This is a genomic window from Nocardia sp. CA-128927, assembly GCF_050955855.1.
In the GTDB taxonomy this organism is placed as follows: domain Bacteria; phylum Actinomycetota; class Actinomycetes; order Mycobacteriales; family Mycobacteriaceae; genus Nocardia.
The window spans coordinates 8,564,649-8,586,851 of the sequence record NZ_CP192087.1 but is presented as its reverse complement, the minus strand read 5'-3'; the positions used below and the strand labels follow the sequence as shown (position 1 = coordinate 8,586,851).

The 22,203-nt window shown below is 67.0% G+C and carries 28 protein-coding genes and 1 tRNA gene; all 29 read left to right on the top strand.

Annotation, left to right across the window (positions count from 1 at the left end):
- Positions 1-53: 53 nt before the first annotated feature.
- Positions 54-872, top strand: coding sequence for a hypothetical protein (locus ACQPW1_RS39820; protein WP_433658076.1), 819 nt, complete (start codon positions 54-56; stop codon positions 870-872).
- Positions 869-1,858 carry a hypothetical protein gene (locus tag ACQPW1_RS39815; RefSeq protein ID WP_433658074.1) on the top strand — a complete coding sequence of 330 codons (990 nt, stop codon included), beginning with the start codon at positions 869-871 and terminating at the stop codon, positions 1,856-1,858. Before ACQPW1_RS39820 ends, ACQPW1_RS39815 begins: the two co-directional genes overlap by 4 nt.
- Before the next feature lie 2 nt (positions 1,859-1,860).
- Positions 1,861-2,229: a hypothetical protein gene (locus ACQPW1_RS39810; protein WP_433658072.1), complete on the top strand. Its 369-nt coding sequence runs from the start codon at positions 1,861-1,863 to the stop codon at positions 2,227-2,229.
- Entirely contained in the window at positions 2,229-3,113 is an 885-nt protein-coding gene (locus ACQPW1_RS39805) for a hypothetical protein (RefSeq protein ID WP_433658070.1), read from the top strand. Before ACQPW1_RS39810 ends, ACQPW1_RS39805 begins: the two co-directional genes overlap by 1 nt.
- The gene (locus ACQPW1_RS39800; protein WP_433658068.1) at positions 3,110-3,454 is read left to right on the top strand and encodes a hypothetical protein; all 345 of its coding nucleotides are present in this window, start codon (positions 3,110-3,112) and stop codon (positions 3,452-3,454) included. Before ACQPW1_RS39805 ends, ACQPW1_RS39800 begins: the two co-directional genes overlap by 4 nt.
- Entirely contained in the window at positions 3,455-3,688 is a 234-nt protein-coding gene (locus ACQPW1_RS39795) for a zinc finger domain-containing protein (RefSeq protein WP_433658067.1), read from the top strand.
- Positions 3,685-4,056 (top strand): hypothetical protein, encoded by a 372-nt coding sequence (locus ACQPW1_RS39790; protein WP_433658065.1) that lies wholly within the window; start codon positions 3,685-3,687, stop codon positions 4,054-4,056. The genes ACQPW1_RS39795 and ACQPW1_RS39790 overlap by 4 nt, the downstream gene beginning before the upstream one ends.
- Entirely contained in the window at positions 4,057-4,269 is a 213-nt protein-coding gene (locus tag ACQPW1_RS39785) for a hypothetical protein (RefSeq protein ID WP_433658063.1), read from the top strand.
- Positions 4,266-5,192 carry a hypothetical protein gene (locus ACQPW1_RS39780; protein WP_433658061.1) on the top strand — a complete coding sequence of 309 codons (927 nt, stop codon included), beginning with the start codon at positions 4,266-4,268 and terminating at the stop codon, positions 5,190-5,192. Before ACQPW1_RS39785 ends, ACQPW1_RS39780 begins: the two co-directional genes overlap by 4 nt.
- Before the next feature lie 149 nt (positions 5,193-5,341).
- Positions 5,342-6,091 carry a DNA-methyltransferase gene (locus tag ACQPW1_RS39775; protein WP_433658059.1) on the top strand — a complete coding sequence of 250 codons (750 nt, stop codon included), beginning with the start codon at positions 5,342-5,344 and terminating at the stop codon, positions 6,089-6,091.
- Positions 6,092-6,104: 13 nt separating this feature from the next.
- A tRNA-Met gene (locus ACQPW1_RS39770) sits at positions 6,105-6,176 on the top strand.
- A gap of 162 nt (positions 6,177-6,338) precedes the next feature.
- A complete protein-coding gene (locus tag ACQPW1_RS39765; protein ID WP_433658058.1) occupies positions 6,339-6,668 on the top strand; it encodes an HNH endonuclease in 330 nt (109 codons plus the stop codon).
- A 59-nt stretch (positions 6,669-6,727) separates the two neighbouring features.
- Positions 6,728-7,129, top strand: coding sequence for a hypothetical protein (locus tag ACQPW1_RS39760; RefSeq protein ID WP_433658056.1), 402 nt, complete (start codon positions 6,728-6,730; stop codon positions 7,127-7,129).
- Positions 7,107-8,855, top strand: a complete 1,749-nt coding sequence (locus ACQPW1_RS39755) for a terminase (RefSeq protein WP_433658054.1) — start codon at positions 7,107-7,109, stop codon at positions 8,853-8,855. Before ACQPW1_RS39760 ends, ACQPW1_RS39755 begins: the two co-directional genes overlap by 23 nt.
- Positions 8,852-10,321, top strand: a complete 1,470-nt coding sequence (locus ACQPW1_RS39750) for a phage portal protein (protein ID WP_433658052.1) — start codon at positions 8,852-8,854, stop codon at positions 10,319-10,321. Before ACQPW1_RS39755 ends, ACQPW1_RS39750 begins: the two co-directional genes overlap by 4 nt.
- Positions 10,318-11,793, top strand: coding sequence for a hypothetical protein (locus tag ACQPW1_RS39745; RefSeq protein WP_433658050.1), 1,476 nt, complete (start codon positions 10,318-10,320; stop codon positions 11,791-11,793). The genes ACQPW1_RS39750 and ACQPW1_RS39745 overlap by 4 nt, the downstream gene beginning before the upstream one ends.
- Positions 11,790-12,005 (top strand): hypothetical protein, encoded by a 216-nt coding sequence (locus ACQPW1_RS39740; protein WP_433658048.1) that lies wholly within the window; start codon positions 11,790-11,792, stop codon positions 12,003-12,005. The genes ACQPW1_RS39745 and ACQPW1_RS39740 overlap by 4 nt, the downstream gene beginning before the upstream one ends.
- Before the next feature lie 97 nt (positions 12,006-12,102).
- The gene (locus tag ACQPW1_RS39735) at positions 12,103-12,774 is read left to right on the top strand and encodes a hypothetical protein (RefSeq protein ID WP_433658047.1); all 672 of its coding nucleotides are present in this window, start codon (positions 12,103-12,105) and stop codon (positions 12,772-12,774) included.
- Between the two features lie 12 nt (positions 12,775-12,786).
- Positions 12,787-14,013: an SU10 major capsid protein gene (locus ACQPW1_RS39730; protein WP_433658045.1), complete on the top strand. Its 1,227-nt coding sequence runs from the start codon at positions 12,787-12,789 to the stop codon at positions 14,011-14,013.
- A 15-nt stretch (positions 14,014-14,028) separates the two neighbouring features.
- Entirely contained in the window at positions 14,029-14,463 is a 435-nt protein-coding gene (locus ACQPW1_RS39725; protein WP_433658043.1) for a Gp19/Gp15/Gp42 family protein, read from the top strand.
- On the top strand, positions 14,460-14,765 hold the full coding sequence (locus ACQPW1_RS39720; RefSeq protein ID WP_433658041.1) for a hypothetical protein: 306 nt from the start codon (positions 14,460-14,462) through the stop codon (positions 14,763-14,765). Before ACQPW1_RS39725 ends, ACQPW1_RS39720 begins: the two co-directional genes overlap by 4 nt.
- A 2-nt stretch (positions 14,766-14,767) precedes the next feature.
- Positions 14,768-15,016 (top strand): hypothetical protein, encoded by a 249-nt coding sequence (locus ACQPW1_RS39715; RefSeq protein WP_433658039.1) that lies wholly within the window; start codon positions 14,768-14,770, stop codon positions 15,014-15,016.
- Complete coding sequence (locus tag ACQPW1_RS39710; RefSeq protein WP_433658037.1) at positions 15,013-15,420, top strand: hypothetical protein; 408 nt, start codon at positions 15,013-15,015, stop codon at positions 15,418-15,420. The genes ACQPW1_RS39715 and ACQPW1_RS39710 overlap by 4 nt, the downstream gene beginning before the upstream one ends.
- Before the next feature lie 152 nt (positions 15,421-15,572).
- Positions 15,573-16,313: a hypothetical protein gene (locus tag ACQPW1_RS39705; RefSeq protein ID WP_433658035.1), complete on the top strand. Its 741-nt coding sequence runs from the start codon at positions 15,573-15,575 to the stop codon at positions 16,311-16,313.
- 84 nt (positions 16,314-16,397) lie between these two features.
- Positions 16,398-16,724, top strand: a complete 327-nt coding sequence (locus tag ACQPW1_RS39700; RefSeq protein ID WP_433658033.1) for a hypothetical protein — start codon at positions 16,398-16,400, stop codon at positions 16,722-16,724.
- Positions 16,721-17,077, top strand: coding sequence for a hypothetical protein (locus tag ACQPW1_RS39695; protein ID WP_433658032.1), 357 nt, complete (start codon positions 16,721-16,723; stop codon positions 17,075-17,077). The genes ACQPW1_RS39700 and ACQPW1_RS39695 overlap by 4 nt, the downstream gene beginning before the upstream one ends.
- Before the next feature lie 107 nt (positions 17,078-17,184).
- The gene (locus ACQPW1_RS39690) at positions 17,185-17,460 is read left to right on the top strand and encodes a hypothetical protein (protein WP_433658030.1); all 276 of its coding nucleotides are present in this window, start codon (positions 17,185-17,187) and stop codon (positions 17,458-17,460) included.
- A 12-nt stretch (positions 17,461-17,472) separates the two neighbouring features.
- Positions 17,473-21,225 carry a hypothetical protein gene (locus ACQPW1_RS39685; protein ID WP_433658028.1) on the top strand — a complete coding sequence of 1,251 codons (3,753 nt, stop codon included), beginning with the start codon at positions 17,473-17,475 and terminating at the stop codon, positions 21,223-21,225.
- 9 nt (positions 21,226-21,234) lie between these two features.
- Positions 21,235-22,203: a hypothetical protein gene (locus ACQPW1_RS39680; protein WP_433658026.1), complete on the top strand. Its 969-nt coding sequence runs from the start codon at positions 21,235-21,237 to the stop codon at positions 22,201-22,203.

Genomic DNA, 22,203 nt, shown 5'->3' with positions numbered 1-22,203 from the left:
GCCCGCGAGGCACTCACCACCTGGGTTCAGACCGCGGAAGCGCGGGTGGCCCTGTGAGCGCCTTCATGCCGCCGATCCGGCGCAAGCAAGCCGGACGCAATCACTACTACGTCGACGGCAACGGCACCCGGATGCCCGGCGTGACAACGATCCTCGGCAACGGTCTGCCGAAAAAGGCGCTCATCAACTGGGCAGCGAACGCGACCGCCGACGCCGCGGTGAACGGCTGGGACGAACTCGCCGAGCTGCCCGTCGCAACCCGCCTCGACCGACTCAAGAAGGCCCGGTACGAGGACCGCGACGCCGCCGCCCGCCGAGGCACCGAGGTGCACGGGCTCGCCGAGCAGCTCGTGAAGGGCGAGCGGGTCACTGTGCCCGAGGAACTGCGCGGACACGTCGAGGCGTACGTGAAGTTCCTCGACGACTGGGACGTCGAGCCGGTGCTCGTCGAGTTCGTCGTCGCCTCATACCGGTACGGCTACGCCGGAACCTGCGACCTCATCGCCGACCTGACCATGCTTGACGGACGGGTCGTGCGCTGGCTGCTCGACATCAAGACGACCCGATCGGGTGTGTTCGGTGAGACCGCCCTACAGCTCGCCGCCTACCGGCACGCCGACATCCACCTCGCCGCCGATGGCACCGACCAGCCGGTGCCCGAGGTCGAACGAACCGGCGTCGTGCACGTGCGCGCCGATGGCTACTCGCTCGTGCCCGTCGAGGCGGGCGAGCAGCAGCTCACCGATTTTCGCTACGTGCAGCAGGTCGCCCGGTTCGACGACGAGTCGCGCGGCCTCATCGGCGAGGAACTCACCCCACCCGACCCGGACGGCGACACCGCCCGCGTCATCTACGAAAGGCCCAGCAAATGAACCAGATTCAGCCCTACCGGTTCGGCGAGACAACCGCGATTCAGCTTGCCGAGACCACCACGCAGAGCCGCGGCGAACGGTCGCGGGAATGGCTCGAATTGTTCTTCGAGACGGCCAAGGCCGCCGAGGTGCTCGCCGGAACTGATTTCGTGCCGACCACGATGAAGGGCAAACCCGCGCAGGTCGCCGCCGCGATGATGAAGGGCTACGAACTCGATATCGACCCGCTCGACGCACTCGGAAACATTTTCTCCGTGCACGGCCGTATCGGGTTCTACGCCGAATTCATGCGCCGCAGGATCATTCAGGCCGGGCACGAGCTGCGCATCGTCGAGGCGAGCGACACCCGCGCCGTGATCGAGGGCCGCCGCGCCGGCGCCGAGGAATGGCAGCGCGCACAGTTCACCGCGGCGCAGGCCAAGGCCGCCAAGATCGACCTCGGCGGATACCCCGAGGACAAGCTAGTCGCCCGCGCGACCTCGCGTCTGTGCAAGCGCGTGTTTCCCGAGGTGCTCTCAGGCGCGGCCGTGGCCGAGGACCTCATGGACGAGCCCGCGCCGGTGTCATCGGTGCGAGTCGCGGCCGAGCGCGTCGACGTCGACGAGGACCCCGTCGAGCCCGGCACCGTGGCGCGCAAGCGCCGCACCCGCCGAGCACCCGCCGAGCAGCCCCCGACCGAGCAGCCCCCGGCGGCAGCAGCAGCCCCCGCTGGAGAAACGGTGCCCGCCGACGCGCCTGCGCTCCCCGGTGACGAGCCCACCTCGGCCGAGCCGATGAGCACGACCGCGCAGCAGCAGAAGCTCGCGATCCTGCTCGACGGGCTCGGCGTCAAGGTCCGCGACGACAAACTCGCCTACCTCGGCGAGCAGTTCGCGCGCGAGTTCACCAGCTCGAAAGAGCTGACCAAGACCGAAGCCGCGGGTCTTATCGACTATCTCGAGCGGCCCGTCGACGAACCCAATCCCGCACCCGCACAAGGAGAGTGAACATGCCGAAGCTTTCTGCAAACCTGCCCAAAGGTGACGCCGATGGACTCGGACCGATCGCCCGAGACTTGATCGAGTTCCCGCACCGCCAACACGTCGTGATCGCTGTCGTCGACTGCAAGGGAGTCACTACCGATTTCGATACCGGCGCCACCGTTCCTACCGTGCGAATCCGGCGAATCGAGGTCGTCGACCGCGCCGACCTGCCCGAGGCCGAGCGCCTCGTACGCCGCGCGCTGGAACGCCGCTCCGGTCTGATAGTCCTGCCGCTCGACCTCGAGGACGAGCTGACGGTCGCGTTCAAGCGCATAGACCCCAAAACCGGCGAGCTTCTCGACGACGAGCCCGTAGATACGACACCGGAGGACTGATGCCGTGGTTCAAGGTCGATGACGGATTCGCCAACAGCGCCGCGGTTGTGCGGATTCCGCGGCGCTACCGCGTTACGGCCGTCGGCCTGTGGACACTGGCGGGCACGTGGTGCTCGAAAGAACTCACCGACGGCTTCGTACCCGTCTATCTGCTCGACGAACTCGGCGCGAGCAAAGCGATTGCCGAGCACCTGGTGAAAGCGGGGCTGTGGCACACCGTCGAGGGCGGCTGGCAATTCGCCTGCTGGGCACCGGATCAACCCACCCGCGCACAGGTACTGGAGGCACGGGAAAAAGAGGCCGAACGCAAGCGGCGATGGCGCGAGGCGAAGACGGGAAAGTCTCGCCCGGTCGCGTCCGGCGAACGTCCCGGCGGGACAACACCGTCCGTCCCGCCGGGGTCACACCCGGAGTCCGTTCTTCCCGACCCGACCCGTCCCGACCCGACCCGACCAACTACTTACTTAGAGCGGCAATCTCACGTAAGCACCGCGCACGACGACGAAACGCCGCGCGGTCCCGCCGTCGACGGGCACGGCTGGAAACTTGTCCGGGAAGCCATCCCGGACGAGCACCCGCACGCCACCCGAACCGATCTCGCGATCCGCGCCGGTGCGCTGTTGAAGTCCGGCACTCCCGAGGCCGATGTGCGCGAGGCGCTGACGTTGTGGCTCGGTAAGCCCAAACTCGGCCCCGCGACGCTGCCCTCGCTGGTGTCCGAAGTCGTCCGTAACCGATCCCGGCCCACTACACCGACCGGTGACGGTGCCGCGACCACCAAGGCCCGCGGTTGGCTCGATCTCGCCGAGGGCCTCGACCACGGCCCGCCCGGTATGGAAGCAATCGACCCGAACCCGCTCGAGCAGAAAGCGATCCAGGCATGACCACACCCGCCGAAGCCGCCCAGGTTCTCGCGAAATGCGCGTGCTACGACCCCGTATTCAGCCGCCCGGACACCGCGCTGGCCGTCGGATGGGCCGAAGCGTTCACCCGCTACAACCTCACGCTCGCCGACCTGCTCGACGCCGTCACCCGGCACTACTGCGAATCCGCAGACCGTGCCATGCCCAAACACCTCATCCACCACGCCCGCGAGCTTCGACGCGACCGCGCCGAGCGCGAAAAAGCCCATCTCGCAGCGCTTCCCGCACTGCCCTCCACATCCGCGCGTCGCGCCGAGGTCATGCGCCTCGTTCGCGACCTCGCCGACCGAAAGGCGGTCTGAATGCCTGACGCCGACGTGATCGCACTGCACGGACCGCGCGTGCAGCTCAGCCAGAACAACCAAGCGTTACGCACATTCGCCATTGCTCGCACTGAGTGCCCCGACTGCCCAGCGAAAGTCGGCGAGCCGTGCGTACGGTGCACCGCCGCAGGTAGCTGGGTCCAAACGCGCATCTTGCACACTCGTCGCACCCTCGCCGCCGAGCGCCTCATCACCGACAAGGCCACCCGATGACCCGAACACGCAAGAGCGCCAAGGTCGCCGGCACCCGCCACGAAACCGCGACCGCCGTCTACCTCGCACAGCACGTCGACGACCGCATCGAGCGACGCGCCCGCAACGGTGCCAAGGATCGCGGCGATCTCTCCGGAATACGTGTCCACGGCGGGCGCCTCGTCGGCGAATGCAAAGACTACGGCGGCCAGCTCAAGCCCGGCCCCTGGCTCGACGAGGCCGAGCTCGAGCGCGGCAACGACGACGCGCTCGCGTCATTCGTCGTCGCCAAGCGGCGCGGAATCGCCGACCCCGGCGCACAAATCGTCCTGATGACCGTTCGCGACCTCGTCGCGATCCTGACCGGCGTCCGACCCGAGGAGGCATGAATGCCCGCCCATGAACCTTGGTATCTCGCCTACGAGCGCGACGTACTCGGCGAGCCCGGCAAGCCCTGGCCCACGCGACCGCGCCCTGTGCCTCTACCCGAGCCACCCGCGCGGATCGAATCGGCCACGGCAGCCCAGGCAGAGCCCGGAGCGATGCTGCTCGGCTTGCTGCTCGCCGCAATCTGCGCTGCCGTCGCGGCGGTGCGCCGATGACGGAAACACCGTGCGCCGAGTGCGAGCGGCCGGTCGGCGACGGCCTACCGTTGTGCCAGACCTGCGCCGACAGCGTCGTCACCGACCTGCGCGAAGCTCCGAGCCTGCTCGCCGAACTGGCGATCACGCGCGCCGGACTCGGACGGCTCGGGCCGCATTCGGCCGGCGGGCGATCGGCCGAAACACCGCTACCGATCCGAGCCACCAACTATCGCGCGACTATGCAAGGCGACCGCGCCGTGTCACGACTGGAAATCACCGTGAACGGCTGGACACGCGCCCTCGCCGAGGATCTGCGCGTCACCCCGTATATCGACGGCCCGGCACTCGTCGAGCTGGCGCGCCAACACCGAGGCGACACCAGCCGCGACCCCGGCACGCTGCCGATCACCCCGCCGAGCCAACTCGAGCAAGCCGCGGTGTGGCTCGCCCAGCACCGCCGCCAACTACGCGCGCACGAGGCCGCGCACGAGCTGCTCGTCGAGGTATCCGGCGCACTCGCCGAAATCCGGTCCATCGTCGACCGACCTGTCGAACGCCGCTACCTCGGCCCATGCCCGGCCCAGGTCGCGGAGGGGATCGAATGCCGATGGGAACTGCGCGCCCAACTCGGCGCGTCCTGGGTGCGTTGTGGCCGGTGCCGAACCCAACACGACATCGCCGAGCTCCTCGACGCCGTGCGCGCAGCGGCCGAGGATCTGCTGTACAGCCTTGGCGACCTGGTCCGAGTGACCGAGAGCATCGGTGCTGCCGTGCCGAAATCCACGCTGTACAGGTGGGCGCGGGAGCGCCGGATCGAGCCGCGCGCATGGCAGCACAGCGACGCCCACGGCGTCCGGATCACCGACCACCCGATCGACGCCGATTCGGTGCATGTCTACCGGCTCGGTGACGTGCTCACCCTGACACGGCGCGAGGGCTAAGGCTTACTGTTTGTATAGGAAATTGCGGTCTTGCTGTACAGTGGCACTCGAAACCGCTACTGACGACCCGACCCCGGATGTCGAACAGGGCGGTTTTTTCATGCCCGAATGAGGGCCGACCGGCCCTGCACGGCAGGGAGGCCGCACCCATGGACGAACCCACCGACCTATCCGATCTCACCACCGGCGACGCCGAAATCATCCGCGGCGAAGCCCTCGCCACCATGCGCGAACTTCCGACCGCATCGTTCGATGCTCTGATCACCGACCCGCCCTACTGCACTGGCGGTACGTACAGCTCAGACCGCGTCGCACGCACCGCCCACCAGAAGTACACCGACTCCGCGTCGTCGGCGCGGCAGACATTGCCGGACTTCGGTGGCGATCAGCGTGATCAGCGCAGTTTCACGTTGTGGTGCACCTTGTGGTTGACCGAGGCCCTGCGCCTGGTACGCCCCGGCGGGCAAGCACTGGTGTTTACGGACTGGCGGCAACTACCGGCATTGACCGACGCTGTGCAGGCCGCCGGATGGCGCTGGCGCGGAATCGTGGTGTGGGCCAAGACATCCGCACGCCCACAGCCAGGGTTCCGCAACGATTGCGAATACATCCTGTGGGCATCGAACGGGATCATCGACCGCGATCACCAACCACCGTGCCTGCCCGGCGTATACACCGTCGCCAGCGCCAGAGGCAGAAACCGTCACCACATCACCGCCAAACCCGTAGACCTCATGCGATACCTGGTCCGTACCGTGCGCCAGGATGGGCGCATTCTGGATCCGTTCGCCGGATCGGGCACCACCGGTGTCGCCGCACTCGCCGAAGGCCGTCGATTCCTCGGTATCGAAGCGGCCCCCGCCTACGCCAAGATCGCTACTCAACGTCTGGCCGAGTAGCCAGCATCAACGACGCGGTGTAGCGCAGCGGTAGCGCGCTGGCCTCATGGGCCAGAGGTCGCCGGTTCGAGTCCGGCCACCGCCACGATCGAGCCCCGATCAACCATCTCTGATGTCAGGAGTACTGCTGTGCTGTCCACCTTGTCTGCTGTCCTGTCCGCTGTCGATTGGGTCGAGGTCGCTACCGGTCTCGCGAAGATCATCGGCGCATTCGTCAAGGCCGCGTTCTAGCCGGGCTCGTCTCCTAATGGCTTGGTCTCGAGAGCCTGGTCGATACCGAGGCGTCGCGCAACCGCAAGCCGAGCGGATCCGACAACGGGATCGCTGGACGTGCCAGAAGTGCGGCGACCATGGTTACGAGGTCGACCACGTCGAAAACGTTGCCGCAGGGGGCAACGACGACGACGCGAATCTGTGGGTGCTGTGCCAACAATGCCACCAGATCAAGACCGCCGACGAGGCGGCGACGGGCCGAGCTCGGTACAGCCGGAAGCGAGCGATCAAGCCGCACCCAGGGCTCAGACAGACCGGGGCGGTAGCCCCCTCCCCCCGGTCGCAGCGCGGGCGGATGGCATAGGGCCTGCCAGTTTGTACGAATTCCGAGGTTCTGCCGGCGTCTGAGTAGGGGGTGAGCAGATGCCCGGACCAGCTCCGAAACGCAACCCTCGCCGCCGCAACGCCGGGCCGGAATGGCGCTCGCTTCCCACCGAGGGACGCAGCGGCCCCGCGCCGAAGTGGCCGACCGGACGCTCGACCGCCGCGCAACGCGAGATCTGGGAATCGCTATGGGCGACACCGCAAGCGGTCGCGTGGGAGTCCCTCGGCTGGACGCGCGTAGTCGCTCGCTACGCACAGGTACTCGCCCGCTGCGATAGCCCGAAAGCACCGGCCTCGATCCTGGCCGAGGCCCGCCAGCTCGAGGACCGGCTCGGCCTCTCGCCGATGTCTATGCGCCGGTTGCAGTGGGAAGTCACCGAAGCACCGCGCAACGACCGGGACGCGCAGGTAACTAGCATTGCCGATTACCGAGCCCTCTGAACTACCGCCGGGCTACCGACTCGACCCGATCACCGGCGCCTGGCTCACGATCCCCTGGCCGAGCGACCCGGACGAGAAAGCTGCGCTGATCGCGTCGTCACTGGGTCCATCGCTGATCGACTGGGCCGAATGGCGCACCGACGAACCAGGATTGACCGACTACCTCACCGGCGAGCCGTGGCGATTCACCGATGGACAGAAACGGTTTCTGATCCTCTGGTACGCCTACAACGAGCGCGGCCGGTGGCGATACCGCTCCGGGGTGAAGAGGGGCGCAAAGGGAACCGGCAAAGATCCGTTCGGCGCGGCGATGTGCGATCTCGAGCTCGTCGGGCGTACGCAGCTGGTGTGGGATCCCGAGGCCGGCGGGTGGAACGGCCAGCGCCACATGTTGCCGCTGGTACAGATCGCCAGCAACAGCGAAGCGCAGAGCAAAGACATGCTCAGGATCGCGAACGCGATGTTCGGCAGCGAGGCCCGCGATTACTACGGCATCGATTGCGGTGAGACGCGGACCATCCTGCGCGACGGCGGGCGTACCGAGGTTTTGACGGCGTCGGAAATGTCGTCCGAGGGTGACCCGGCGACGTTCATCGCGCTCAACGAAACCCACCACATGACCGCGTCATCAGGCGGGCACAAAGTCGCCGCGGTGGCGCGCCGCAACGTTGCGAAGTCACCGAAAGCGTTGCAGGCGCGGGTGTGTGAGTACACCAACGCGCACCGCGAAGGGATGGATTCCGAGGCCGAGCGCTCGTATGAGGCGTGGCAGAACCAGGTGTCGGGCCGCGTGCGCAAGCTCGACATTCTGTACGACAGCATCGAGGCCGACCCGGCAACCGATCTCGCCGATTACGTCCAGCTCATGCGCGCGCTCGAGCAGGCGTACCAGGATGCGCCGTGGGCCGATCTCGAGCGGTTGGCCGACGACATCCAAGTCGACACCCGCACCACCGAGGCCGACGCGATCCGCTACTACCTCAACGGGTTGGCGGCCGCCGAGGATGCCTGGGTCGACCCCCGCCGCTTCGACGCGCTTGCCCGGCCCGAGGTCGTGGTCGCCGACGGGGAGCGGATCGCGATGTTCTTGGACTGCTCGAAATCCGAGGACGCGACCGGGCTGGTAGCGGTCCGGCTGTCCGACGGGCATGTGATGACACTCGGTGTGTGGCAGCGACCGCACGGTGAGCGCGGAAAGAATTGGCTGGTACCGCGTCACGAAGTCGACGCCGCGGTGCGCGCTGCAGAAACCCGGTACCGGGTTTTCTGGTTCGGTGTGGATCCCTCGCCGGCGCGTGAGGACGAGTCCGAGTCGTCGTACTGGCTGCCACTGATCGACGCGTGGCATCGCGATTTCGGGCGCAGGCTCGCGGTCTGGGCTACCCCTGGGGCGCAGGGACATTCGGTCAAGTTCGACATGCGTCTGTCCCAGCGCGGCGGCGCGGAACGGAACAAGGCGTTTACCGAGATGGCCGAACTCGTCGTGACCGCGATCGACGATGACCAGGCGCTCACCCACGACGGTGACGCGACGTTGCGCTCGCACGTCCACCACGCCAAACGGCGGCCGAACCAGTGGGGCACCAGCCTCGGCAAACAGTCGCGCGACTCGAAAAGCAAGGTCGACCTCGCGGTCTGCATGGTCGGCGCGCTGCTCGGGCGCCGCATCGTTCTCAACTCCGGCAAGGTCCGCGCCGGCGGTAGCGGAAAGGTGGTGATCATGTGACCGATCTCGTTGCCCTGGCAGAAATCCCGCAGGTCACCGGCCTGGATCACACCGACCAGAACACCCTCGACCGCCTGATTCGCCAGTTCCGCCACAAGTGGCCGCGCAACCACCTGCGCGCCCGCTACTACGACCACAAAAACGTGCTCAAAGACTTCGGTATCTCGATCCCGCCGCAGCTCAAGACCGTTGAGACCGTCGTCGGGTGGCCCGAGAAGGCGGTCGACTCTCTCGCCCGCCGGATCCGGCACGACGGGTTCGTGCTTCCCGGTGGGGACGCGGACAGCCTCGGCATTACCGATATGTGGACCGCCAACCGCATGAACGTCGATGCACCGCAGGCACATACCTCGGCGCTGATTCATTCGTGCGCGTTCATCGCAACCACCCTCGGCGACGTGGCTTCGGGTGAACCGGATGTGTTGATGACGGCGCGATCGGCGTTGTCGGGCACTGGAATCTGGGATCCGCGGCGGCGGCAACTGTCCGCGGCGTTGTCGATCGTCGCCTACGACGAGGCATGGCCGCATGACCACCGCATTACCGAATTGGTGATGTATCTGCCCGATCGGGTGGTGATCATGAACCGCAACAGCACCGGCAAATGGGCGATCGACGTGCGTAAGCACACGCTCGGGCGCGTCCCGGTCGAACTGCTGGTGTTCCGCCCGCGCCTCGACCGGCCGTTCGGTGCCTCGCGCATCTCCCGCGCGGTCATGTCGATTACCGACGAAGCCGTGCGGACCGTCCTGCGCACCGAGGTATCGGCGGAGTTCTACAGCTCCCCACAGCGCTACATGCTTGGCGCAGACCCCGACGCTTTCGTCGACGCCAAGGGCCGCGTACGTACCGGGTGGGAGGCGATTCTCGGACGGATGCTGGCGATCGGACGCGATGAGGACGGCAACGTGCCCGAGGTCGGCACCTTCCCACAGATGACGATGCAACCCCACATCGAACACATGCGCAGCGTCGCAACACGATTCGCTGGCGCGACCAACCTGCCCGTCGGGGCGCTCGGCGTCGTGCAGGACAACCCCTCCTCAGCCGAAGCGATCTACGCCGCGAAAGAGGAACTGATCACCGAAGCCGAATACGCCTGCGACGTGTTCGGCATGGCCTGGACCAACGCCGTGCGCACGGGTCTCATGCTGCGCGCCAAACGAACCGAGATGCCCCCCGAATGGGCGCGGCTGCGCGTGAACTGGCGCGACCCGGCAACCCCGTCGCGCAGCTCGGCCGCCGACGCCGTGCAAAAGACCGTGACCGCGTTCCCGTGGCTGGCCGAATCGCGAGTAGCGCTCGAACAACTCGGCTGGGACGAGACAACGATCGAACGGGCGATGGCCGACAAGCGACGGTCAGCGGTAGGCGCGTTGACTCAACGGCTCACCGCCGCGCAGCAGCAGCCACCGGAGACACCGGCCGAGACACCGACATCCGAGAACGGGCAGCCTCGGCGGTGACGCCCGTCATCGAGCGGCAACAGCTGCTCGACCAGCTGAACATGCTTGCAACACAGGACATTACGGCGCTGTGGCAAGAAATCTCGCTCGCCAGCAATGAGCAGTTCCGCGACATCGTCGTTCAAGCATTCCCGGAACTGCTCGAGCCGTACACGGTGGCCGCGGCCGAACTCGGTGCCGAGTGGTACGCCGAGTCGGCCCCGCCGCAGGCCACATATCAACCAACCTCGTTCCTGCCCGAGCCGGGCGGGCTGACGAAGTCGGCCGAGTGGGCGCTCGGCGCGACCGGCGAGGCAGCACTCGACCGGCTCGCCGGCATCGCCCAACGCCAGATCTGGAACGCCAACCGCGACACCATCATCGGCAACGCCGAGACCGAACCAGGCTCGACCTGGGCACGCGTCGCGCGGCCCGGCGCGTGCGCGTTCTGCGCCATGCTGGCCACCCGCTCGGATTTGTACGCGTCCAAAGCCGCTGCGCTGCGCGTGGTCGGGCGCGGCAAGTACGGCCGGACCCGCGGTAGCCGCCGCCGCGGCGAGCGCTATCACGACCGTTGTCACTGCCAGGCCAAAGAGGTGCGGCCCGGCCAGGTCTACACCCCACCGGCCTACGTGCAGGAGTGGGAAGACGCCTACATCAAGGCCACCCGAGAGACCCCAGGAATCGGCCGCTACGGCGCAATCGACACGAAAGCCGTTCTCGCGCACATGCGCGTGACCCTCGCCGAGAACCGCGCCGCGACACAGCGACCCGTGCCTGCTCCGGTCCCCACGATCGCCGAGACGCCGCGACCCGACACATCTACCCCGCCCGCCCCGTCGGCGGTCGCCGACTCACCAGCACCGCGGCCGCGCAAGGGATCACCGTTCGCCGGTCAATCCACCGACGACCTGATGAGCCGGTTCACGGCCAAGATCGAGGCCGAGGAATTCGACGACGAGTTCGACGCCCTCGAGGCCGAGATCAATCGTCGCGACCGGCGCGCACAGGCCGAACGCGACCGGCGCACCGCGGCGCGCGAAGCGAAAGCCCAAGCCCAAGACGACGAGTACGAGCGGCTGATGCTCGACGGCGTCGACGACGAGACCGCCATCGAGCAGGCGTACGGGGTGCCGGTGCCCGAACAGCGACGCCGCAACGCACGCTCGACCCTGGCCGGATGGGGCTACGACGGCAAGGGCCTCGACGACCAGGTGAGGGCGTGGCATCGCGACGAGGCACACCGGGCCTGGCTGTCGGCCGAGGACGCGACCAACGGCTACATGCTGTCCAAGGCTGGCGAGAAATCCGGTGTGGACCCGCGGCAACTGTGGTCAATGTCCGAGGACCGTGCCCGCAAACTCGCCAGCGAGGAACTGCGCGGATGGTGGGATGAGCACGGGCGCATCACAGTCGCCGAGCTGAAAGCGCAGATGCTCGACCCGGTCGAGCTGGCTCGCATCCAATCGCGTGGACGGGACTACTTGCAGTGAGCGACTACCGCGACGCCTACACCGCCGGACGCGCCGCCTACGACCGCGGCGAACCGTCGGTGCCGAACCCGTACATCCCCGCCAACCCCCATGCGGGACACCCGAACCCGGCACTCGCCGCCGACCTCGACAGCAAAGCGGCGCGCCTGGCGCGCATGTGGCTCTCGGGCTGGCAATCCGGCCGCGACGCCACCGAATCCGCGCGCAGCTAGCGCAGGTACACGCCCACCCCCGGCGGACAAACGGGCGGTATTCGTCCCGACCGGCGCGAGGCCGGCCGGAGTTCTCCGCGATGGAGGAGCACCACCAATGAACGACTCGACTCTGCCTGTCCATCCCACTTTCGGTACCGCAATCGGGTTGCGCCGCAACGGCGCACCGATCTGGCCGGTACGCGGCGCATCCACCGAGGGCGATCCTCCGGCCGCCGACCCACAACCGCCCGCCGACCCGGCACCCGCACCGGCCGATACGGACTCGCCGCCGACCCCGTCCACCGATGAGGGCCTGGGCGACGGCGGGAAAAAGGCACTCGACGCCGAACGCCAAGCGCGTAAGGACGCTGAGAAGGCGCAGCGAGCGGCCGAGGCCAAGGTAAAAGCGTTCGAGGACGCGCAGAAAACCGAAGCCGAGAAGCAAGCCGACCGCCTCGCCGCGGCCGAAAAGGACGCCGCCGACGCCAAGGTCGAAGCGCGACGCTTCAAAGTCGCTGCCAAACACTCGATTTCCGACGAGGACGCCGAGCTTTTCCTCACCGGTGCCGACGACAAGACCATCGGTCGCCAAGCCGAGCGGATTGCCGAGCTCATGTCAGGCAGTGCAGCACCGGCACCTCAACCCGGCGCATATGTGCCCGGCGAAGGGCGCACCCCCGCGAACCCGAACCTCGATGAGCAGATCGCCGAGGCGACCAAGGCGCGGGATTTCCCTCGCGCTATCGCGCTCAAGCAGCAGCGCGCAGCGCAGCAACGACCATCCTGATAGGAGGCTGACATGTCCGGAATCACCGGCATCGGCACAACTTTCAACCTGCCGAACTTTCACGGCGAGCTCTACGCGCTTACCCCGGCCGACACCCCGCTGTTGTCCGCGATCGGCGGAATCGGCGGCGGCGGCCAGGTCGACTCGACCTCGTTCGAGTGGCAGACCTACGACCTGCGCGACGCCGCATCACGACCGCGCCTCGAAGGGGCCGACGCACCCAACGGTGAGGAACGCGTCCGCGCGCGGGTCGAAAACGTTTGCCAGATCTTCCACGAATCGGTCTCGACCTCCTACACCAAGCAGGCCGCGACCGGGCAGTACGCGACGCCGAGCTCGGCCCCGTTCTCCTCCGCGGCCGGTGAGCCGAACCCGGTCGGCAGTGAACACCCCTGGCAGATCATGCAGTCGCTCAAACAAATTGCGCGCGACGTGAATTACACGTTCTGGCACGGAAACCTGGTCAAGCCGACCGACAACACGGTCGCGCGCCAAACCGCGGGCCTGCTGTCGATCATGTCCAGCAACGTCCAGGTTGCGGGTGGGCCGGGCGCGGTGAAGCGGACCGGAGCAACCTCGGCGACTGACACGGTCACCGTGACGCATTCGCTCGTGGTCGACGACAAAGTCGTGTTCACCGCGGTCGGTGCGGCGACCGCGATCGTGCCGCACCGTGCTTATTGGGTGGTGGCCAACTCGACGACCGCGAGTTTCAAGGTCTCCGTCACCAAGGGCGGTGCGCCGATCACCATCGGCACCGCGACCGGCATCGACTTCTACGAGGCCAAGGCCGCCCAGGTCGTCACCCCCGATCTGATCGGGCAGCTTCTACAGAGCGTGTTCGACAACGGCGGTATCACCGAGCAGGGCACCGCGACTCTGTTCGTGCCGTCGGGGCAGAAGCGCGCCATCTCCAAGGCGTACGCGACCGCCTACAGTTCGACCGCGGGAATCATGGGCGGAACCCGCAACGTCGGCGGCGTCGACATGCAGACGATCATCACCGATTTCGGTGAGCTCAATATCGTGGTCGACCGGGTGCTGCCCGCCGACGCGGTCGCCGTGGCGTCGCTCGAGCAGGTCGACCCGGTATTCCTGAACATCCCTGGCAAGGGTGTGCTGTTCGAGGAACAGCTCGCCAAGACCGGCGCGTCGGACAAGACACAGCTCTACGGCGAAATCGGGCTCAAGTGGGGCAACCAGGCCGCGCACGGCGTCCTGCGCGGACTGTACGCGTAGCGGGCGGGCCGACCCATGGCATGGGCAACAGCGCACGATGTGCGGGACCGCTGGGTCGGCCCCGACCCGTTTCCCGCTGAGGTCACCGACCAACAGCTCGGCACGCTGATCGGTGATGTCGAGGACTCGGTCGTTTCCGAGTTCCCCGACATACAGCGGCGCATCGACGACTACGACACCCCGCCGACACCGCCGAACCTGCGCGCCATCCCGAAGAAGCGCGTAGTCAAAGTGGTGTGCCGCGTGGTCTTGCGCCACCTGCGCAACCCGGAAGGGACGCGGTCGAAAACCCAAGGCACAGGACCGTTCTCGATGGCCAACACCTACGGCGGCGAGGACTTGGGCGCGCTGTACCTCACCGACGAGGATCGCGACGAGTTGGCCGGCCTCGGCCCGCTCGGCGGCGGACAGAAAGCGTTCACCGTCGACACCATCCCGACACCGTCGTGACCGAATTCGTCACCCGCCACCGCGGCGGCGGCCGCGACAGCGACAACAACCCGATCGGATGGGTCGACACCGCGCTCGAGGTGTTCGCGGTCGCGCCCGGCGCCACCGCCGAATACGTCGAGCGAGGCCGCGACGGCGACCGCGTCGACTTCACGATCTACCACCGTGCGGCCCTGGACATCACCAACCGCGACGAGGTCACCGTGCGCTCGCGCCGGTGCCGCGTGCAGGTCGAAGCGTGGGTCTCGCCCTACACCGGCGCTACCGGAACCGTCGTGTTGTGCAGCAGCGGGGAGGGCTAGCCATGGTCCGCGTCACTGTGACCCTCAACCACGGCGAGGTTGGTCGCTTGCTGCGTACCGCGTTCGGCGAGGACGTGGCCGCACTGGCACGCCGTCTCGCGGCGCAAGCCGGCAAGGGCGCACGGGTGCACCTGTACACCACCGACCGGCAGGCAGCATCTGTCAGCGTGCCCGCGTACCGGCAAGCCAAGCACGGTGCACTCACCAAAGCCGCGGCCGCGGTCGGGCTCATCATGCGCGGGAAGCTATGAGCGGCAGACCGTTCCGTGTGCCCGCCGACCCTGCGCGGATCGCCAAGAACTACCTCGCGGCCGTGGTGCCCGCGCTCGCGCCACCGCCGCCGACCTTCGCCATGGTCCTACCGCCGGACTGGACACCCGTAGCCGCGCCGGTCGTTGTCGTTTTCGACGACTCCGGACCGGTGGTGTGGCCGGTGAGCACCTCGCCGACTCTGCGGGTCACCGTCTGGGCGGCCGGGCGAGACCGGTCGCGCCGCATCGCCGGTGTCTGTCTCGGTGTGCTACTGGCGCACCGCATTCCGGGTATCGGCTCGATCACCGATCCGACCGGCCTCGTCGAGGACATCGACGCCCACACCAAGGGCGTCATGTGCTCATTCACGGTGCGGGCGCTCGCTCGCACGCTCGCGGTCTGACCGCGTCCTAGCCACCTGCCCCGATCCGCCTGGGTGGGGAAATCACCGAATCCTCACGAAAGGGGATACGCATGTCTCTGGTCCGCAATCCCGACGCCGTCCAAATCTTCGCCGACGCAGCGATTTTCGTCGGCAAATCTCTCTCGCCGAACATGCCCGCGACCATCGCCGCCGAGTTCGATGCGACGTGGGACAACCTCGGCATCCTCAACGGCGACGACGGCGTGAAGAACGCGCGCGAGTGGGACACCACCGAACATTTCGGCTGGGGCATCGGGCTCTACAAGAAGGGCTACAAGAACTACAAAGAGAGCAGGGTTTTCACCTGCCTCGAATCCAACGGAACGACCCGGCGTATCGCGCACCCCGGTTCGACCGCGTCCCAGATCCGCGTGCCGCGCCCCGGCAACTTCATCTTGGGATTCGAGTTCGTCAATGACCTCGGCGTGCCCGAGCGGCTGATCACGGCGCGGCCGGCGACGTGCTGGATTCCGAATCTCGACCGCAACGAAAGCGATCCGACCGGCCATGAGGTCACCGCCGACATTTTCGCGCGTGGTGACGGCCTGCTCTACACGCGCCAGTACACCCCGATCAACGAGGCGCAGCTCGTCACGGTCCTCAATGCGACCGCAGGCACGTTCAAGCTGCTCTATGACGGCACCCCTACCGGCACGATCGCCTACAACGCCGCCTCGACCGTGGTGCAAGCCGCGCTCGTGGCGATCCTGGGCACCGGCAACGTCACCGTGAGCGGCTCCGCCGGCGGCCCGTACACGGTCACCCTGGCCGGAGCCTTTGCCGGACAGGTCAATTCGCTGTTGGCCGCTGATGTAACCGGGCTGACCGGCACCGGTGCGACGGTCAAGGTCGAACCCGCGCCCGTGCCGTAACCAGACGCGGCGGGCCGGAGTTTCTGGCGTGGTTTCCCCGTGCCCGCCGCACCCTTGCCAACCACGCCAGCAGGGAACCACGCCGTGCCGAACCCGATCCTTCCGACCGAGGACGAAATCCGCACCGCGGCTAGAGAACTCGGTCTCACCGACCCGCACGGCAACTACCGGCCCCGCGACCGCAGCCGGATCGCGGCCGCCGTGCAGGCGGCCAAACAACACGAGACCGCGGCCGCCGCCCCCGGCGGCTGGTCGACCGCACACCAGATCGCCTCGTTCTGGGGCGAACTGATCGGTGCCGGCGTCGACGCAGCCAGCACAGCGCCGCTGCTCGCTGAGGTCGGCCGCTATCTGCTCGAGACGCAAGGGTTGCGCCTCGATTCCGACAGAGAGGAAACCACGTCATCATGACCACGCCCCGATCCCCGCGTAAGACCCCCGCCAAGCGCGCGATGCCCGCCCGTCCAGCCGGGGTGAAGCAGCCAACCGACCACCTCAAGCCTGCCGCGCAGCGTGAGGCCGAGGCCGACGAGACCGTCGAATTCGAGTTCGAGGGTGTCGTCTACACCGCGCCGGCCAACCTCGACCGGACCAAGGGTGTCGCGCGCGCTCTCGACCAGCGCCGCGGCACTGTCGCGCTCGAGCTGCTGCTCGGCCCCGCCGAGTTCGCCAAGTTCCTCGAGACCGACCCCTACGACGCCGATTACGGCAAGATGCTCGACGCCTGGGCCGATGCCTGCGGTTTCGAGAACGCGGGAAACTAGCGACCCTGCTGCGGCTGCTGGCCGACGTACCGGACAAGGTCGAGCGGGATCTGTCCCGTTACCACCGTGTCCGGTACACCGACCGGTGGCGGGCCGACGAGGCCGGGGTGCCGCTGCTCACGCTGCGTGAGATCTGGGTCCGCATCAACGACCTACCCGGCGACTCGGCTATCGCCGCGCACGAGAACAACGGCGTGCCGCGGTGGGGGACATCTGAGCACCTGCTCGCCGACATCTGGGGCGCACTGACCGGCCAACAACATGCCGGGCGTCCGAAATCCGTGGCCCAACAAGCTATTACAGCTGCCCGCCGTCGAGCGACGAAGCGGGTCGAAACACGGTTCATGCGCCGTCGCCGAGCGATGGGCATCGACAGCCAGTGAGGCGGTGATCTCTTGCCAACCGCTTACGCCACCCTCGATGTCATCCCCACAGTCCGGGGAATCAGCGGCAGAATCGAGCGGCAGATTTCGGCGCCGCTCACCGCCGCCGGGCACAAGGCAGGCCGGGACGCCGGCGACGCGATCGTGTCGAGCATCGAAGCCAAGAGCTACGAGGCGACCGGCGCGTCGGTAGCGGCCAGGATCCGGGCCGGGTTCACCTCGGGCATCGCCGGTATCGGTGCCGGGTTCGGCGTCGCCACCAAGGCGGCCGGGCTGTTCGTCGCCAACGCTTCCACGATCGCGACGGCTATGGGCCTGGCGTCCAAGGTCGTGCGCAGTTTCAGCGCAGCGACGTTCATTTCAGCGCTTGCACTGCGATCGGTGGCGTCTACGGGTTTGACCAGACTCGCGGGGGCGCTGCGCATCATCGCAGCGATTGCCAGTCGGGTAGCGCGGGAAATCGGCCAGATCACCGCGGCGTTCCTCTTGCTACAGGGCGTCGTGCGGGTCGTGTCGTTCATGACGAACTTCGCCAAGCGGCTAGCGATGATGACCGTCGGCACTGCCGCTGCCATCGGCGTTGTCTCCGGCCTGGGCACCATGATCAGCGGACCGCTGATTTCGGCGCTCGGCGTCGGCGTGGTGGCACTCGGTGCGTTCGCCGGCGCTGCGGTCGGTCTCGGTGGCCCGGCATTCCTCGCGCTGAAAGTCGGACTCAAGGGACTAACCGACGCCGCCGGTACTTTCACCGAGCAATTCAAGGACGCCGACGACGCGTTCAACAAAATGGTCGGCCAACGTATGGGGCCGATGCTCACCGCGGTCCGCAGTCTGCGGCAAGAGATGGTCGATGCCTTCTCCAAAGAGCTAGCTAAAGAGTTCGTTACTGGTGCGGGTTCTGCGTTCAGTCGTGTCGGTGCCCTAGCGGACAATCTACGGCCGAAGATGGGCCTTCTATCTGCGGTCGTAGCGCAAATCGGTTATGAGATCACAGCGTCGCTGACCGGTCCGGCCGCAACAGGCGCATTCCGCAATATTACGGATGCGTCCATTAATTTCTTTCAGCATCTCAATGCCGGCGAGAACGGGCTAGCGCACGTTGCTTCGGGACTGGTCCAGTTCGCGAGCACTGCGGCAACCACGTTCCAAGATTCGAGTGCGCGGGTTAATGAATTCGCGTTGAATCTCGGGGACAAGCTGACCTCTATTACCCCGGATCAGATTCGCAATTCGTTTGCCCAACTCCGGCAGGTATTCGAGAACATCGGCAACGTAGCGGGGCCGCTGTTCTCGCTGTTCCGTCAGATGGGACAGGTTTCGGCAACCGCTCTCGCACCTGGATTCGCTGCCATCGGTCGGGCTGTCCGGGATGCCACGCCGGGCCTGATCAATATGGCGAACATCATCATGCCCGCCATCGGCGAGGTTATGCAGCGGCTCGCCCCGCTGATTCCCAAGCTCGTCGACGCCTTCACCCCGTGGGCAACCGTGCTCGCGACGATCGCCCCGCCGCTGGCCACCGTCGTAGCGCACATGGCACCACTCGCCCCGTATCTGCTGATGGCGGCGACAGCGTTCCGGGTGGCCGGCGCGGCGATGCTGGTGTGGAACGCCACGATGTTCGCGGCCTCGGTGGCTCAGGGTGTTTTCGCTGCCGCTACCGGCCGTAGCGCTGTCACGCTGACCGGCAACACGATCGCCCTCGCCGCGCACCGGGTCGCCTTGATCGCTGGTGCTGTCGCTGCCCGCGCGTTCGGCGCTGCCATGGCGTTCGCCACCGGACCTATCGGCCTGATCGTTTTGGCAGTTGCCGCGGTCGGTGTCGCCTTGTGGGCCTTCTTCACCAAGACCGAGACCGGTAAGAAGTGGTGGGCGGCGATCTGGAACGGGATCAAGGTCGCGGTCTCGGCGACGTGGGAATTCCTGAATGTCGCCTGGAAAGGGATTCTCACCGGTATCCAGTGGATCGGCGACAAGGCGAACTGGCTGTGGACATCGGTATTCCAACCGGTATTCGGGTTCATCGGTTCGCTGATTTCGTCGTGGTGGACCGGCGTCGTGCAACCAGCATTCAACGGGGTAAAGGCTGCATTCGAGGTTGTCGGCAACGTGATTTCGTGGTGGTGGAACAGCATCGTCACTCCAGCATTCGCGGCCGTGGGCGCGACCATCTCGTACTTCTGGGACAAGGTCGGCTCGCCAATATTCAACAACATAAAGGTTGCAGTCTCGGCGGTGGGCGACGTTATTTCGTGGTGGTGGACGAGTATCGCTGTGCCAGCGTTTCAAGCAGTCGGCGCGATCATTTCGTGGCTCTGGGACACTGTCGGGTCGCCGGTATTCGAGAACTTCAAAACCGGAATCGGTCTGGTCGGAACAGCAATATCTTTCTTCAAAGACAACGTGGTCGACCCTGTATTCAAGGGCATCGGTGCCGCGATCGAGTTCGCGTGGAAAAACGTCGTCTCGCCGACCTTCGACAATATGAAAAAGGGCATCGGCCTTATCGGCGACGCTTTCGGTGCGGCCGGTGGCGTCATCAAAACCATTTGGTCCGGGATCGCCGATACGCTGCGACCGGCGGTGCACTTCCTCGGCAACATCCTCGCCAAGGTCCCGAGCAAGCTCGGCCCTATCGAGATCCCCGGTGCCGGGGTCGCCCAAGATCTCGGCAAGGCAATGCAGTCGTTCCGGACCGGCGGCATGGTGAACGGCCCTGGCACCGGGACCTCTGATTCGATCGTGGCGCGAGTCTCGCGCGGTGAGTACATCGAACCGGCGGCCGTCATCACGCCGCAGACTCTCCCGATCCTGGAAGCGATCCGTGGTGGCTGGGTGCCCTCGCCCGAGCTGCTGCACGCCATGGTGCCCGGTTTCGCCGGCGGCGGCCTGGTCGACGTGCAGCAGTGGGCACGCGGCGAGGCGGGCAAGCCCTACGGCTACGGCAAGGTTGGGCCGCAATCATGGGACTGCTCGGGCATCGCCGGGGCGCTGTGGGCCAAGGTCAGCGGGAAGAACCCGAACGCGCGCTACTTCACGACCGACTCGGATTTCGCTGCGCTCGGGTGGAAACCAGGACTCGGCGGCGCTACCGATCTGAGCATCGGCACCAACGGCGGCAGCGGCACCGCCGGCCACATGGCGAGCACGGTCGGCGACCTCAATGTCGAGGCCAGTGGCACCGACGGCGTCGAGGTCGGAGCAGGCGCGCAAGGTGCCGCGGACTTCCCCAACAAGTGGCACCTTCCCGTTGGCGGCAACCCCCTCGGCACCGGCGGCGCGAGCGCGGACTCGAACGGGTCCGGCGGCTTGGGCTCTGGTGCTGGCAGTGGCACCGGCGGGTCTGGGACGAGCGGCGGCACGAACTCATCGGGCGGCACGGCGCGCCCGTCCGGGACCGCGGTCCCGGTGTGGGTCGATAACTGGCCGTCCTCGCTGTCGTCGAGCACCTCGGCCGCGAGCACCGCGGCCGCGGATACGACCACCGCGCCGGGAACCTCGTCGGTCAACCCGACCAGCGACAACACCGACACCAGGTTCGACCAGCAGGCGGCCATCACCGCGGCGTTCGCCAAGTTCAACGCGGCCATGTCGGGAGCCGGGAGCGAGTTCCTCAAGGGGCAGCGATCCAGCGTGCCGGGGATCGGCGGCTACGCCGACGGGATCGAGAAGACCGTGCAGAACATCACCCTCGTTGTCGCCGATGTGGCCGAGGCCGTCAACCGCATCACGCGCGAGCAGAAGCGCCAGACGGCCGGGAAATAGGGGGCTGACGTGGGTGTATACGCAACGGTCGAGTTGCACGGGTGTGACGGCTCGTATTGGTGCCTGTCCGGCGACGGTGCCGGCGAGCAAGGCGTCGTGCTGGGCACCGGTCCGCAGGGGCTCTACGACGCTCCGGTCAAAGTGACCATGAAGCGCGGCGCGTTCGAGATCGGGGGCAAACCGGCCAAGATCGACCGGCCGCACCGTGAGATCGACCTACCCCTCGGCGCGTTCAGCGACGATCCGGAGGAATGGGCCGACATCGACAGTCGGTTGCGGATGGCGTTCGACTACGAGGTCGACCCGTGGGACCCGCACGCAGGATCGGCGCGGCTGGCGATCACGACACCGCGGCGCAGCGGTACCCGCTGGCTCGACGTGCTGTTGCTCGAGTCGCCGATCATGGCCATGGACACCGACCCGTGGGATTACGGGCACAGTGACCTGCCCGCGACGCTGGTTGCACCACAACCGATGTGGCGTCAAGACGACTGGCTCGGCGACGCCGAACACCCCGCCGGATGGCAGATCGAGGGAGCCTCGTCCGGGTCGGGTGAGGTCTGGCTGTGCAACCCGACTGATCGGCCGATGGCGCACGAGTGGGTGATCACCGGCGACGGTATCGCGCACCTGCCCGATTTCAGCTGGACCGGTCCCAAGGGCCGGCGGGTGCCGGGTGTGGATTTCCGCACCGGCCGCGACGATTCGGGCCGAGTGCTCAACCTGCCGCCGATCGGTGCCGTGAACGGGCACGGCGCGACGTGCCGGACCGACCGTATGCGTATCCCGCTCGAGGACACGACCGGCACGAACATCACGGGGCTTATGGGCGGTAACCGGCTGCTCTACGTGCTGCCGCCCTACACCCCGTGGACTGCGGTCCCGGTCTCGGCATCGTCGGTCACCTCGCCGAAATTCGGCATCTTGGCCCGGCAGCCGCGGTTCTGGTCGCGCCCGTGGGGACTAGAGAGGTTCTGA